Origin of the sequence: Myroides sp. DW712, from assembly GCF_046557355.1 — a bacterium.
GTDB lineage: Bacteria > Bacteroidota > Bacteroidia > Flavobacteriales > Flavobacteriaceae > Flavobacterium.
On record NZ_JBKFDO010000019.1, the window covers coordinates 54,765 to 70,138 of the forward strand.

Here is a 15,374-nt window from a genome sequence, read left to right on the forward strand (position 1 = left end):
TTATTTTAAATTGGACGAACAAGTAGACGTACAGCTGTTGTCCGCTAAGCTGATACCTGTGTTTTTAATTGCACTAAATCCGCCAATCACGTCAATCATATTGTGATATCCTCTTGCTTTCAAGATTGAAGCCGCAATTAACGAGCGATAACCCCCTGCACAATGGATGTAAAAGTTTCCCGTTGTAGGAAATTCGGCTAAGTAATCGTTGAGGAAGTCTAAAGGCGTGTGGTTTACATTTTTGTTTGCAATATGTCCTGCGTTGTATTCTCCTGGTTTTCTCACATCAAAGATGGTGATATCTCCAGTGTTTAGCGCCGTTTCTAATTCTGTAGCTGTGACTTGTTGTACGGTATCATATTCTTTTCCGGCATTTTTCCATGCGGTAAAACCACCCGCTAAATAGCCCAAAGAGTTGTCATATCCCACACGAGATAGACGGATAATACACTCTTGTTCGCGCCCTTCTGGGGCGATAATTAAGATCGGTTGTTTGATATCGGTAATCAAAGCCCCTACCCAAGGAGCAAATTGTCCATCAAGACCAATAAAAATAGCACCTGGAATATGACCTTGTGCAAAATCTGCGGCTGATCGAACATCTAAAAGCAAGGCATCAGATTCTTCCGCAAGAGTTTCAAAAGCATCGGGTGTTAAGGGTTGATTTTTTTCGATAATGTGTTCCACATTGGCGTATCCTTCTTTGTTTAATTTTACATTTAAGGGGAAATAGGCAGGAGGAGGTAATAAACCATCTGTTACTTCCTTCACGAATTCTGCCTCTGTCATATCGGCACGAAGGGCGTAGTTCGTTTGTTTTTGGTCTCCCAAGGTTCCTACCGTTTCTTTGCTCAAGTTTTTTCCACAAGCAGATCCTGCACCATGCGCGGGATACACAATCACATCATCCGCTAAAGGCATGATTTTATCGCGTAAGCTATGGTATAACGTAGCTGCTAACTGCTCCTGTGTTAAATTGGCCGCTTTTTGCGCTAAATCCGGACGACCTACATCGCCTAAGAATAACGTATCTCCAGTAAAAATAGCGTGATCTTTGCCATTTTTATCTTTTAGTAAGTAAGTTGTACTCTCCATCGTATGTCCTGGTGTGTGTAGCGCTGTGATTGTAATATTTCCCAATTGGAACACCTCTCCGTCTGTAGCAATATGCGCATTAAATGTAGGGTTTGCATTGGGACCATATACAATAGGAGCTCCTGTTTTTTCGGCTAGAGTAACGTGTCCACTGACAAAATCTGCGTGAAAGTGTGTTTCAAAAATGTATTTAATTGCGGCATTATCCTTGCTTGCTTTATCTACATATTGTTGTACTTCACGTAATGGATCAATAATAGCTACTTCACCATTACTTTCTATATAGTAAGCACCTTGTGCTAAACATCCGGTATAAATTTGTTCTATTTTCATGAGTCTTGTTTATTTTTAATTGATATAGTAAAAGTAAGAAGATGTTTTGAATTGATCAGTAACCTAGGTTACAAACTAGAAAAACACTTCTTTGGTAAAAATGTAAAGGGCCATAAGTAATACAAAATAGCCGAATCCTTTTTTGAGATTATTGTCTGGTATAAAGCGGGTTAAGAATATGCCAATAAAGATTCCTACTACGGCAACGGCACTAAAGGTGACCAATAGGGGCCAATCAATCAGTGGGTTATTCGCATCACCTAAAAAACCAAATAACGATTGGATGGCGACAATAAATAGCGAGGTTCCCACAGCTTCTTTCATGCTTACATTAGCAAACAGCACCAAGGCAGGAATAATTAAAAAACCACCTCCGGCACCTACAGTTCCCGCTACAATTCCAATGAGTATTCCTTGAAGCATTAAGTTACTTTTTTTAGGAGGTGTTGCAGATGGGGTTATTGCTTTGGGGCGAATCATCTTCAGAGAGGAGGTAAACATCACAAGGGCAAAGAGCACCATGAGCAGTAGATTCTTGGATAAGTTAAGCGAACCGATGGCCAGGGTATCAGGAACAAGTGGTAGTACAAAGGCACGCATAACATAAACCGCTATCAACGAGGGGATTCCAAAAAGGAAGACCAGCTTGTAGTTCACCTTGCGGTTGATGGCATTTTGAATGCCGCCAACTAAAGCCGTTGATCCTACAATAAATAGGGAATAGGCGGTTGCTAAAAAGGGTTCGATTTTTAAAATGTACACGAGAATCGGTACCGTCAAAATGGAACCTCCACTGCCAATTAAGCCTAGAGAAATACCTACGAAAAGGGCTAAAGCATAACCGACAATTGTTGCATCCATGGGTTAGGTGTTTTGTAGTAATTCGATATATTTTCTGTTTAAGCGAATAATGCCTTGATTCTCTAAGGTTTTTAATATTCGGGAAATGACTACGCGTGAGGTGTTTAATTCCGCTGCGAGTTCTTGATGGGTGTTGTGAATAAATTTGCTGTTGTATATTTTAGCTTTGTCCTGTAAGAGTTTGCGCAAGCGTTCCTCCATATTCATGAATGCTAAACTATCCACCGCAACGAGTAATTCATTCATTCTGTTGTTGTAACTAGTCAATACGAAGTTGCGCCAGCTCTTATAGCGAACGAGCCAATCATCCATTTTGCTAACAGGAACTAAGATAACACTGCCGTCTTTTTCTGCTATAGAGCGTACCTGACTTTTGGTTTCCCCTAAACAGCACGTTAAGGTCATCGCACAGGTATCTCCCTCCTCAATATAGTACAAGACAATTTCTCCTTCTTTTTGATCTTCGCGTATAATTTTGATAGCACCAGAAAGTAGGAGTGGAATTTTTTTGATGTATTCTCCAATTTCCATCAGGCGTTCGCCTTCGCTAAAGTCTCTAATGGTAGAGACTTCAATGATTTCGTCTAATAATTTTTCTTCAAAAAGATGGCGGTATTTCTCTCTAATTATATGTCCCATGTTGACGCTTCCCGTTGTTTGGATTTAAAGATACTATAAATGGTTTAGCTAACAAAAAGAGCTGTATAACTACATCAATTTTTTAATGAGGCAACCATTTTCTAACCAATCCATAAAACCAAGTACCCAGTAGAGCTCCAATAATAGCGATGATAATGGGATAAAAACCAGCACCCACAAGGGCAAACATCGGACCTGGACAAGCGCCGCCAAGTGCCCATCCTAGGCCAAAGAAAGCTCCGCCAATTAAATAACGAGGGATACTTTTTTCCTTGGGAGTAAAGACAATGGGAGTACCAGAAAAGTCGTTGCTTTTATTCTTTTTGATAAGTAAAGTGGCAATCACTGCAAGAGTTAGAGCTGTCCCCATGATTCCGTACATGTGAAAGCTGTCAAATTGAAACATCTCGTAAATTCTAAACCAAGAAGCGGCCCCTGATTTAAACATGCCAATACCAAATAGAATACCGACAAATAAATAAGCTATTTTTTTCATGTGTAAGACTTAAAATAAAAATGGAAAAATAAGGTGTACCATAATCAATCCACCAATAAAGAAGCCGATAACAGCGATTAGCGAAGGCAGTTGAAAGTTGCTTAAACCTGTGATAGCATGTCCTGAGGTACATCCACCCGCATATCTCGATCCAAAGCCAACAAAAAAACCAGCAACCAGAAGAAGGAGTATGGTTTTTACCGAAGAAAAAGCTTCTTCGCCAAAGAGTTCTGTAGGAACATAGGCTTGTCCTGCACTGTCAAATCCCAATTTCTGTAGTTTTTGTAAGGTATTTTCACCTAATGGAATAGCTGCCGCATCTACACTGAGGTAGTGATATGCGATAAAACCGCCGAGTATGGTTCCAATAAGAAAGAGTAAGTTCCAGGTTTGTGCCCTCCAATTAAAGCAGAAAAAATCACAGGTTTTTCCTGCCCCCATCATGGAACACATTGTTCTTAGGTTAGATGAAAATCCAAAGGTTTTCCCCATAAAGAGCAGTAATACTAAGGTAGTAGCGATAAAAATTCCACCAATATACCAGGGCCAAGGTTCAAAAATCCAATGCATACTTCTTTTATTTTGATTTATATTCCACAAAAGTGAGAATTATTTTGGCTATCTACAGTAACTTTTGATACAGTAGGATATATTTCACGGAAGAAGAAAGAAAACAAACAAAAAACAAGAGAAAATACTGAATAATGAAAAAGGATTTAGTAGCTTTATATTTAATCAACAAAAAACAAAAATTAAACGAGAACAATTATGAATACTGGAAAGAAACATAGCGTTGTTTTTCAAATGAATACGGAAAATATCAATGAACAAAACGCTTTAATGACCTATGTGACGAATGTAATCAATCATTGGGGAGATGACGTAGAAATCCATGTAGTTGTACATGGTCCAGCTATTGGAATGGTAAGAAAAACCAAGACCATGGTTGGTGAGGCTCTGAAACAAGCCATACAAAAAGGCGTGCAGTTTTTTGCCTGTGAAAATACGATTCGCGTGCGACAAATTGAAAAATCAGATATCGTAGATCAGGTTGCTTTTGTCCCTTCTGGATTGATAGCCATTATTGAAAAACAAGAAGCAGGTTGGGCGTATATTAAGTGCAATTTATAGCAATACAATTGCTCATGCTGCTTATCTTTGTATATCTAAATAAATAAAGACTAGTTAATGAATATTGTTACTGCAGATTTCTGTGCTTATCTACATGCTGAGGTTGTTGGGGATAAGAGTGAAGAGCGCTTTGAAATTAATCGTGTCGCGGTGGACAGCCGCACACTTTTGAATGATAGTGACACGTTGTTTTTCGCATTAGTTGGACCAAATCACGATGGACATGCGTATATCGAAGAATTAGTTCGATTGGGGGTTATCTACTTTGTGGTATCCGATCGAACAAAAATAATACCGCAGGAAGGGGTAACGTATTTTGTTGTACAAGATACGTTACGCGCCCTGCAACAGGCTGCTACTTGGCATCGCCAAAAATTTGCTATTCCTGTTATAGGAATAACAGGTAGTAGAGGGAAAACCGTGGTGAAAGAATGGTTGAATTTTCTCTTGAGCCCAGAATATTCCATTAGCAAGAGCCCGAAGAGTTATAACTCTCAAACAGGGGTTCCCTTGTCTGTATTTGGCATGGCGGAACAACATACGATTGGATTGTTTGAAGTCGGAATCTCGACCGTGAACGAAATGCAAAAGCTACAACCCATTGTACAACCCACGTTGGGAATCATCACCTCGATTACCAAGGAACATCAAGAAGGGTTTGAAAGTGTCGCGCAGAAAGTCCGTGAAAAGATGCAGTTGTTTACGCATACGCCTATTATTCTTGGCGAAAAGAATTCCGTGATTTCGACAGCAGTGCCGCAATTATCAAAATATATGGATTGGAGTTTAACCGATTCAGATTCAGTGTTGTATGGTGAGTTAAAAGGGGGGGAGTTATTCCTTATATATAATAAGGTAGAAAAATTTACCGTTGAGTTGCCTTTTGTTACCGAATTTGAGGTAAACAATTGCATGACGTGTATCTTGACGATGCTCACGATGGGATACGCTATTGAAATCATACAAGCACGTATAAAGCACTTGTATGCGATTGAATTGCGTTTACAGGTAAAAAAAGGGATTAATAATTGCTCCCTTATTGATGATGCCTATAGTTCCGACTTTCAGTCGTTGAGTATTGCCTTGGATTTTTTAGAAAAGCATCGTAGTAATGCAAATAAGACGGTGATTTTGTCTGATGTTTTTCACAGTGGTTTAGAACCGCGTGAATTGTACCAACAGGTAAATCACTTGCTGAAAAATTACCAGATTGGAAAAGTGATTTGCATTGGAGAAGAAATTAGTCAGTATGGAAAAGATTCTGAGGTAAAGCGCTTCTTTTCTTCTACGGAAGAATTCTTGCAGAAAGTATCGATGGACGAGTTTGTAGATGAGACAATTTTAATCAAAGGATCTCGTGGTTTTCGCTTTGATAAAATCGTCAGCTTGTTGGAAGAGAAAACCCATGAAACAGTTTTAGAAATTAATCTTACTGCCATTCGACATAATTTGAATTTTTATCGTTCCAAATTACAACCAGAAACCAAAACGATGGTGATGGTCAAGGCATTTGGTTATGGACATGGGAGCGTAGAAATTGCTAAATTATTAGAACACGAAAAAGTGAGCTATTTAGGGGTGGCTTTTGCCGATGAGGGGATTGTGTTAAGAAAAGCGGGAATCAAAACGAACATTATCGTGATGAATCCAGAAATTAGTGCTTTTTCCGCTATGTTGGCGTATGACTTAGAACCGGAGATTTATTCGATTCGAGAATTGCGTGCTTTTCTTCAAGTTGCTCGTGCAAAAAATGCTTATCACTATCCGATACACATTAAGGTAGAAACAGGCATGCACCGCCATGGTTTTTTAACCCATGAGTTGGATGAACTCCTTGATATCTTAAAACACACTAATAGCGTAGCTGTTACTTCTATATTCTCACATCTCTCTTCGAGTGATATGGAACAATATCAGGGTTTTACCTTAGGACAGATGGAACTATTTGTAAAAAACAGCACCTATATTAAGGAGCGACTGAATATTCAGCCGTTGTTGCATATACTCAATACGTCAGGTATTTACAACTATACCACTTACCAAATGGATATGGTGCGTTTGGGAATTGGTTTATATGGTATTGGAAATGACGTAGAGGAAATGAGACAGTTGCGCAATGTGGGAACATTAAAAACGCGCATCATGCAAGTCAAAGAAATTCAAACGACGGAGAGTGTGGGCTATGGGCGTCGATTTAGAGCAGAGCGTCCGACAAAGATAGCAACCGTGCCGATTGGCTATGCCGATGGAATTCATCGAGTATGGGGAAGTAATGGAGGGTATGTGATGATACAAAATAAAAAAGCTCCAATAACCGGCTCTATTTGCATGGACATGTTGATGGTGGATGTGACGGAGATTGACTGTGTAGAAGGAGATGAAGTGATTATTTTTGGAGAAGAATTGCCAACGACTGTTATTGCATCGGCAATTCATACGATTCCGTATGAAATTATAACAAGTGTGTCTCAAAGAGTTAAAAGAATTTTTTTTGAAGAGTAAGAAAAAGTTTTTTTTTAGAATAAAATAAGTATTTTTGTTAAAAGCAATCAATAAAATTTTAACTATGGGATTTTTAAAAGAATTTAAAGAATTTGCTGTAAAAGGCAATGTAATGGACCTAGCAGTAGGGGTTATCATTGGGGGAGCATTTGGTAAAATCGTTACAAGTATCGTTAATGATGTGATTATGCCCTTAGTTTCGGCTATTATTGGTACACCAGATTTTACCAATATGTATGTGGTGTTAAAAGGAGAAGCTGCGGATGGAGCGCCTTTAGCTGCTGCGAGAGGAGTTGACGGCAATGTTATCTTTGCTTACGGAAGCTTCATTACAGAAGTAATTAACTTTACGTTATTAGCGTTCTGTGTATTCTTGATGGTAAAGGGAATTAACCAATTGAGAAAGAAAGAGGAGGCAGTTGCAGCACCAGAACCAGCAGGGCCACCAGCACCAACGCAAGAAGATTTGTTGGCGGAAATTCGCGATTTATTAAAAAATCAAGGAAAGTAGGCGATTTTATTTTTAATACAGAAAAAGGAGATTGGAAAAAACCAGTCTCCTTTTTTAGTTTTATTCCCTGGGTGAAGAAAATTGTTTTTAGAACTATTTTTATTTTCGTTAAAGTTTTTGTTAGTAAACTTTAAGATGCTGTATTGATTTTGTGTAGATTGTTAATTTTGTTTTGGTATTAAGCTATGTTGGTTGTTAATTTTGGTTTTGTTAACGTATATTTTTATCATCTGTTTAAAATTTTAGTATTTTGTTTTTTGTTGTACTATGCTGTATCTTTCCTTTTGGAATTAGGCTTTGAGGTGTGTGGTTGTAATTGTTTGTAAAACAGTTGCATACATTTTTTAACTTTTCCGTATTGTAAAAAAATAACATAAAATTAGCATATGTCGATTTTTTGTTATTTGTTTGTTAAACAATTTAAAATTAATAGAACATGAGGAAAGTTGTACTTCATTTCTTCTTTGTAATAGCAGCCTTGCTAATGGTAAATGAGGGGTTTGCGCAAAGCAGAAAGGTTACAGGACAAGTTATCTCTGGAGGGGATGGGTATCCTCTTCCGGGAGCAAGTGTGTTGATTAAAGGTACCCAAGAAGGTGTTGCTACCGATTTCGACGGTAACTATTCAATCACTGTAAAAGATGAGAATGCTATTTTGGTATTCCAATTTATGGGGTTTGTTACAGCTGAGAAAAAGGTTGGCAAACAAGCTGTAGTTAATGTGAAATTAGCGGAAGAAGCAGAAATGCTAGACGACGTTATCATTAATACGGGTATTGACAAAATGTCAAAACGAATCTTTACAGGAGCTGTAAGTAGAATTGACGCGAAGGAACTAAAAGTTGAAGGTGTTCCTGACGTAAGTAGAATGATTGAAGGTAAAGCGGCTGGGGTAACGGTACAAAACGTATCGGGTACTTTTGGTTCTGCACCTAAAATTACAGTTCGTGGTTCGTCTTCTATTCTAGGGGATACAAAACCTTTATGGGTAATTGACGGAGTGGTACAAGAAGATATCGTGAACGTGTCTTTCCAAGATTTAGCATCTGGAAACTCTGAAACGTTATTGAGTTCTGCAATTGCTGGATTAAACCCGAATGACGTATTGAGTTTGGAAATTTTGAAAGATGCTTCAGCTACTTCAATTTACGGTTCTCGTGCGATGAATGGGGTTGTAGTAATTACAACAAAATCTGGTCGTCGTGAAGCTCCAACATCTATCAATTACTCTATGGAGAGTACATTAAGAGTTGTTCCTCGTTATGGTCAGTATGATATTATGAATTCTCAAGATAATATGGCTGTGTTGCAAGACATGAGTAATAAAGGTAGAATTGATTTAGCTTCAGCTGCACAAGGTAGATATGGAGGAGTTTATTATCACTTAGCTAATGCTATTGGTACAGTAAACCCTGATGGTAGTTTCCTTGTAAAGAATGATGATGTGAATTCTAATCAATTCTTGAGACAATATGAAATGGCAAACACAGATTGGTTTAAAACATTGTTTAGACCATCTATTGCACAAAACCACTCGTTGAGTTTTTCAGGAGGAGGTAAAGAAAATGCGTATTTTGCTTCTATTGGTTTCTATCATGATCCAGGATGGAGTATTGCAGATAAAGTAAGTAGATTGTCAATGAACTTGAAAAATACTTTCTATTTAAACGATAAATTTAACCTTACATTAGGTACAAACGTGTCTATACGTAATCAAGATGCGCCAGGAAGTTACGATAGTAAAACAGACGTAGTGAACGGTGGAACATCACGTGATTTTGACATCAACCCATTTAGCTATGCGTTAAATACGTCTAGAACATTACGCGCGTATGACAATGATGGAAATTTAGAGTATAACAGAATGAACTGGGCGCCATTTAATATCTTAAACGAATTGGATTACAACCAAATGAAAGTGGATGTAAAAGATATTAAAATTCAAATGGATGCAGAATATAAAATCTTACCTACATTAACGTATAACTTGAATTCATCAGCACGTTACGTAAATTCAAGAAGAGATCATAATATTTATGAGCAATCAAACGTTGTAGGAGCTTATAATGCAAAAGAGTCACAAGTGGTTGAAAATGCAAATATTTTCCTATATAAAGACCCAGATAATCCAACAGCTTCTCCAAGAGTTATTATGCCAAATGGAGGTATCAAATATAGATATGACAATACGTTATTGTCTTACAACGTAAGAAATAGTTTTTCATACAAAGAAACATTTGGAGACAAACATGAAGTAGATGGATTCGTGGGTACAGAGATGAGATACGTTGACCGTGATGCGGACAATGTTGAAGCATATGGTCTGCAATACGAAAGAGGAATGACTCCTTTTATTGATCCATTAGTAATCGAGAAATTAGTTAGAGACGGTGGTTCGTACTATGGATTTAACCAAGATAGAGAAAGAACGGTAGGTTTCTTTGGAAAAGCGACCTATGCATATGATAACCGTTATGTAGTGTCTTTAACAGGACGTTATGATGGTTCAAATAGACAAGGGCGAACAGGAAGTAATCAATGGTTACCAACTTGGACGGTTTCTGGAAAATGGAATGCAAAACAAGAGAAATTCTTAATTGACAATGAGACAATTAGTAATTTAGCATTAAGAGGTTCTTATGGTTTAACTGCAACTGCTGGTCCTGCAACGAATTCATTGGCTATTTTCAAAAGTTTTATCACAACTAGAGAGTTTATGGTTGACAGAGAAAATGGATTGAGAATTGAGGATTTACAAAATGCTGATTTAACTTGGGAAAAACAACACGAATTGAACATTGGTTTTGATTTAGGATTGTGGAACAATAGAGTACAATTGGTTGCGGATGCATACCAAAGAAAAGCATTTGACTTGATTGACTGGGTTACAACATCTGGTGTAGGTGGACAAAAATCTAAATTAGGAAACAACGCGAATATGACTACTAAAGGTATCGAGTTCGCTATTACAACTAAAAATATTGTAACACCTGATTTTACTTGGTCTACGACAATTAATGCGTCATACTATGATCAGGAGATTACAAAATTGCAAAATATTTCTCGTGCAATTGATTTAGTTGCTCCTACAGGAGGTAATGTAGTTGGACGCCCAAGAAACTCTATTTACTCTTACCAATTCACGGGATTGAACCACGAAGGATTACCGACGTTTATTATGGGTGATGGGGTAACAGATAATATTTCTGGAGCTAACTTACAAGACCGTGAGAATATCACAGGTTATTTAAAATATGAAGGTTCAGTTGAGCCGAATAAATCATTAGGTTTATCAAACTCATTTACTTATAAAAACTGGAGCTTGAACGTATTTGTTGTAGCATCAGGAGGAAATAAAATTAGATTGAACCCAATGTACAAAGGACAATATTCTTCAATGTCTGATATGGATGTATTCACCAAAGACATGAATAATAGATGGATTAACCCTGGAGATGAATCAAAAACAAGTATTCCAGTAATGGCTGAAGGAATGTTAATGAGAAATTACGGAAAAAATGCTATTAATAGAGCATATAATACGTATGATTACTCTGACGAAAGAATTGCTGATGGTGGTTTTGTTCGTTTAAAAGATATTTCTTTAACGTATGAGTTCCCTGAATTATTGAAAAAACAAATTGGTTTCTCTAATTTTTCTTTAAGAGCAACTGCAACAAATCCATGGTTGATTTATTCAGATAAGAAATTAAACGGTCAAGATCCGGAGTTCTTTATGTCTGGAGGGGTAGCAATGCCAGTAACGACACAATATTCATTGACTTTAAATGTTGGATTTTAATTAGGACGAATTATGAAAAGAATTAAAATATTAGTGGCTACTGTTGTTTTATCTTCACTTGGTTTTGTATCATGTAGTGATTTCTTGGATGAGACGCCAGATAACCGTACAGAGTTAAATAGTAAGGACAAGATAGCAGAGCTTCTTGTAACTGCTTATCCCGAAAGAGGAATGGCAGCTTTTGCAGAGACATATTCTGATAACGTTTTTGATACAGGAAGACCATCAGTTGAAACTATCACAAACGGTAAAAATTATCGTTGGGAGTTTGATTCCGATACGGGACCTGAAACACCATCGGATTACTGGGATGCTTGTTATAGTGCTATTGCTGCTGCAAATCAAGCATTGGAAGCAATTGATAAATTAGGGAATGCCGATGGTAGTTTAAATGGTATTAGAGCTGAAGCTCTACTAGCACGTGCTTATGCTCATTTTCAATTGGTATCACTTTGGTCAAAACCGTATAATCCTGCTACGGCGGATTCTGATTTAGGAGTACCGTATGTAACTGAGGTTGAAGGGGTATTAGTTAAAAAATATAAAAGAGCCTCAGTTGCTGAAGTGTATAAAAACATCGAAGCTGATTTAGAAGAAGGATTAAAGTACATCACGAATGATTACAAAGTTTCTGGTTACCACTTTAATGTAGATGCAGCTAAAGCTTTTGCTTCGACTTTCTATTTAAGTATTGGTGAGTGGGATAAAGTATTAGAAAACACGAGCTATTTAGGTTCTAAACCTGCTGTTGGTGCATACATTCGTGACATGGAAGCTTTAGGTGAATTGGGCTTAGGTGATCAGTACATAGATTATGGTAGATCTACACATAAAACGAATTTATTAATGGTTACTGTAAATTCTTATTATTTTAGAGATATTGCAGATGATGTTCGATTTGGTTTAACTTACGATGGATATCAACAGGTTTACGCTAACGTAAATCCTTTTAAGAAAGCTTGGCATATTAGTTTCGGTTCAATGAATAATCAAGTTTTGATGGTGATGCCAAAATTCTGGGAGTATTTCAAAATTGAAAATCCTACTGCAGGAACTGGTGTTGGATATTTAAATTATGTCTTGTTCTCAAATGATGAAGCTTATTTAAATAGAATAGAAGCTTTAGTAATGTCTAATCGTTTGGATGAGGCAATGACGGAGTTGTCTTATTATATTGGAACTAGAACAACTGGGTATAATCCAGCTACTGATGTATTGACGCTTGCAAAGATGAAAGAATTCTACCCTGTTGTAGCGGATGAGTTTACACCTTTTTATAGTATTTCAGATGACCAAGCTGTTGTACTTAAAGGGGTATTAGAGGCAAAACGTAGAGAGTTTTTACACGAAGGAAAACGTTGGTTAGATATTAAACGTTTAAATATGGAAGTAGTTCATACATTCAAAGATGCTCCTGCAATTACACTACCAAAAGGCGATTTGCGAAGAGAGATACCTTTACCTTTACACGCTGTTGCCGACGGATTAATTGATAATCCTAAAAATTAAAAATTATGAAGAGTACTAAATATTTAGCTTATTTTGGAGGAACAGTATTAGCGATAGGCGCTTTGTTCGCTTCTTGTGAGAAAGATGATAAATTAGGAGAATCTGTATTAAATGTTACTCCAGATGAGAACAAATCTGATATTGATCGTTGGGTTGATAAAGAATTTCGTGATCTATATAACATTAGAGTATTTCATAAATGGAATCCATATAAAGTAGATATCGAACGCTATTTAACTCCTCCCGCTGAAGAAAATGTTAGACCAGCGCTAGACGTTGTAAAAGGAATCTGGCTTGATGCTTATGCTACAGTTGCTGATACCTTATTCGTAAAAGAGACAGCGCCACGTGAGTTGGTTCTTACTGGAAGTAGAAATATGAATACGAATGGGACAAATACGTTAGGTTTAGCTGAGCAAGGTTATAGAATCTCTTTGTTTGAGGTAGATGCATTACAGCTGAAAAGTGAAGCTGCTGTTAAAAACTTTATTCATACGATTCAACATGAGTATGTTCACATTCTGAATCAGAGGGTTCATTTTGATGAGCAAAACTATATGGCTATTACGTCTAATGCTTATCGTGCAGATTGGCAAAACGCAAGTGATGCTGAAGCTTGGAGTTTAGGCTTTATTTCTAACTATGCACGTTCAAATGGAAAAGAAGATTTTGCTGAGCAAGCTTCTTGGATGTTACGTGATATTGTTGAGTACAATAATAAGGTAAACGCTATTTCGAGTGTAACAGGTAAAGAAAAAATCAGAAAAAAAGAAGCAATGGTTGTTAGTTATTATGATAAAGCTTTCGGTATTGACTTCTATGAACTGTGTAAGGAAACGCGTCAGAGAACGCTTGATATTGTTGAAGCTGCTAATAATTAAGATATGAGAAAAGTATTTTTGAATGGAGCGATAGCGTTTGCTCTAGTAAGTCTTTTGAGCTCTTGTAATAGCGATAATTTTGAGAGTAAATTTGACGATAGTCCTTCAGTACGTACGGAGAAAAGAGTAAAAGAGCTTGAAAATGAATTATTAAGTTCTGCTGATGGATGGAAAATGATCTATTTCACAGATGACTCACAATTAGGAGGCTTTACTTATTTGTATGACTTTGAAGATAACAAAGTGACGATGATAAGTGATGTTGATCCGTATACCGGTTATGCATGGAGTAGGAATCCTTTAGAAAAGAGAACTTCTCACTTTTTAGTTAGTCCTATAGGTAGTACTGTAAATTTGATGTTTAATGACGCAAATTATATTCACCTACTAAGTGATAACTCAATTTATCCTAATAATGATTTAAAAGGAGAAGGTTATAAAGGTGATTTTCAGTTTTTATACTACGGTACTGATTCAGAAGGTATTAATTTCCTAACTCCAAGAGAAGGAGTTAAAATAAAAATGACAAAAGCTACTGCTGAGGATTGGACGAATTTAAAACTGAATAAAGATTTAATGACGGTTCTAAGATCTAAAAGAAGCTTGATCGTTACAGACAATGAAGGAGCTACGGTTTATAATTTTAGATACACCGCAAAATCAAGATATGCTACTGTATTGAATGATGATAAGACAGAATCTGTAAACGGTAATGGTGGAATTGGAATTGGTTTCAACATAGATGAAATCATTGTAAGTCCTGCAATTGAATTTGAAGATGGATCTACAATTTCAGTATTGAAATTGGAAAATGGAGTTTTCAAAGGAGAAGTTGGAGAGAATTCAATCATTATTTTATAATATAAAAAGAGTCGCAATTGCGACTCTTTTTTTTATGTCAAACAAATTGTATTTTTGCAATTCATTTAGTCAGTATACAATACTGACTTTTTTTATTTATGGGACTAGTAAAAGAAATAACAGTAGAGTCAGCAAAATTATATGTATGGCATATTACAGAGTCATTATTAGAATTAGAAATAGGGCTTGAATTAAGTACGGCTAGTCAAATGCGCTTGGCTAAGATGAAAGCGGAGAACCACCAAAAAGCGTTCTTAGCGGTGCGTCAAATTTTGCGTCAGCTGAATTTTGCTGATTGTGATTTGTGCTATGATAAAAACGGTAGGCCGAGTCTTTGCACAGGGGAGTATATTTCAATTTCACATTCGTTCGATTATGCCATCGTAGCCATTAGTGCGCAGAATATTGGGGTAGATGTCGAACTGATTCGCGATAAAATTATCCGTTTGAGTGGTAAATTTTGTAATGAAAGAGAATTAGCCTTGGCACCAGTTCCTTTAGAAGATAAAAAAATGTATTTAACGGAAATCTGGTCGGTGAAAGAAGCGTTGTTTAAAATGTGTAATTCACGTAGCTTGAGTTTTGCCCAAGATATGGAAGTACATGTTGAACAAAAGCAAGCGAAGATTAAGCAAGATGATTTTCAGAAACAGCTACACTATCATACTTTTCGCTTAGGGAATTACGTATTTGTTGTTAGCTATTAAAATAAATTTTAATTGTGGTAATTTTCGTAAATTGCCAAAAAAAATA

Annotated in this window: 13 protein-coding genes; 8 read left to right on the top strand and 5 right to left on the bottom strand. The window is 36.8% G+C overall.

The window, feature by feature from the left end:
* From ACLJX0_RS13175 to ACLJX0_RS13195, 5 genes are all read right to left on the bottom strand, one after another.
* A complete protein-coding gene (locus tag ACLJX0_RS13175) occupies positions 1 to 1,428 on the bottom strand; it encodes an MBL fold metallo-hydrolase (RefSeq protein WP_410881040.1) in 1,428 nt (475 codons plus the stop codon).
* A gap of 75 nt (positions 1,429 to 1,503) precedes the next feature.
* The gene (locus ACLJX0_RS13180) at positions 1,504 to 2,289 is read right to left on the bottom strand and encodes a sulfite exporter TauE/SafE family protein (protein WP_410881041.1); all 786 of its coding nucleotides are present in this window, start codon (positions 2,287 to 2,289) and stop codon (positions 1,504 to 1,506) included.
* 3 nt (positions 2,290 to 2,292) lie between these two features.
* A complete protein-coding gene (locus ACLJX0_RS13185; RefSeq protein ID WP_410881042.1) occupies positions 2,293 to 2,928 on the bottom strand; it encodes a Crp/Fnr family transcriptional regulator in 636 nt (211 codons plus the stop codon).
* Positions 2,929 to 3,010: 82 nt separating this feature from the next.
* Positions 3,011 to 3,424: a DUF6691 family protein gene (locus ACLJX0_RS13190; protein ID WP_410881043.1), complete on the bottom strand. Its 414-nt coding sequence runs from the start codon at positions 3,422 to 3,424 to the stop codon at positions 3,011 to 3,013.
* Between the two features lie 9 nt (positions 3,425 to 3,433).
* Positions 3,434 to 3,994: a YeeE/YedE family protein gene (locus ACLJX0_RS13195; protein ID WP_410881044.1), complete on the bottom strand. Its 561-nt coding sequence runs from the start codon at positions 3,992 to 3,994 to the stop codon at positions 3,434 to 3,436.
* Positions 3,995 to 4,192: 198 nt separating this feature from the next.
* Here ACLJX0_RS13195 and ACLJX0_RS13200 point away from each other — a divergent pair, with 198 nt between their 5' ends.
* The 8 genes from ACLJX0_RS13200 (at position 4,193) to ACLJX0_RS13235 (ending at position 15,328) form a co-directional block, all read left to right on the top strand.
* Positions 4,193 to 4,555: a DsrE family protein gene (locus tag ACLJX0_RS13200; protein WP_410881045.1), complete on the top strand. Its 363-nt coding sequence runs from the start codon at positions 4,193 to 4,195 to the stop codon at positions 4,553 to 4,555.
* A gap of 57 nt (positions 4,556 to 4,612) precedes the next feature.
* On the top strand, positions 4,613 to 7,057 hold the full coding sequence (locus tag ACLJX0_RS13205) for a bifunctional UDP-N-acetylmuramoyl-tripeptide:D-alanyl-D-alanine ligase/alanine racemase (RefSeq protein WP_410881046.1): 2,445 nt from the start codon (positions 4,613 to 4,615) through the stop codon (positions 7,055 to 7,057).
* Positions 7,058 to 7,121: 64 nt separating this feature from the next.
* Positions 7,122 to 7,568 carry a large conductance mechanosensitive channel protein MscL gene (gene mscL / locus ACLJX0_RS13210; protein ID WP_410881047.1) on the top strand — a complete coding sequence of 149 codons (447 nt, stop codon included), beginning with the start codon at positions 7,122 to 7,124 and terminating at the stop codon, positions 7,566 to 7,568.
* 436 nt (positions 7,569 to 8,004) lie between these two features.
* On the top strand, positions 8,005 to 11,370 hold the full coding sequence (locus ACLJX0_RS13215) for a SusC/RagA family TonB-linked outer membrane protein (protein WP_410881048.1): 3,366 nt from the start codon (positions 8,005 to 8,007) through the stop codon (positions 11,368 to 11,370).
* An 84-nt stretch (positions 11,371 to 11,454) separates the two neighbouring features.
* Complete coding sequence (locus tag ACLJX0_RS13220; RefSeq protein ID WP_410881049.1) at positions 11,455 to 12,879, top strand: RagB/SusD family nutrient uptake outer membrane protein; 1,425 nt, start codon at positions 11,455 to 11,457, stop codon at positions 12,877 to 12,879.
* A gap of 5 nt (positions 12,880 to 12,884) precedes the next feature.
* A complete protein-coding gene (locus ACLJX0_RS13225; RefSeq protein ID WP_410881050.1) occupies positions 12,885 to 13,760 on the top strand; it encodes a substrate import-associated zinc metallohydrolase lipoprotein in 876 nt (291 codons plus the stop codon).
* Between the two features lie 3 nt (positions 13,761 to 13,763).
* On the top strand, positions 13,764 to 14,621 hold the full coding sequence (locus tag ACLJX0_RS13230) for a DUF4302 domain-containing protein (RefSeq protein WP_410881051.1): 858 nt from the start codon (positions 13,764 to 13,766) through the stop codon (positions 14,619 to 14,621).
* Between the two features lie 98 nt (positions 14,622 to 14,719).
* On the top strand, positions 14,720 to 15,328 hold the full coding sequence (locus ACLJX0_RS13235) for a 4'-phosphopantetheinyl transferase family protein (protein ID WP_410881052.1): 609 nt from the start codon (positions 14,720 to 14,722) through the stop codon (positions 15,326 to 15,328).
* Positions 15,329 to 15,374 lie beyond the last annotated feature (46 nt).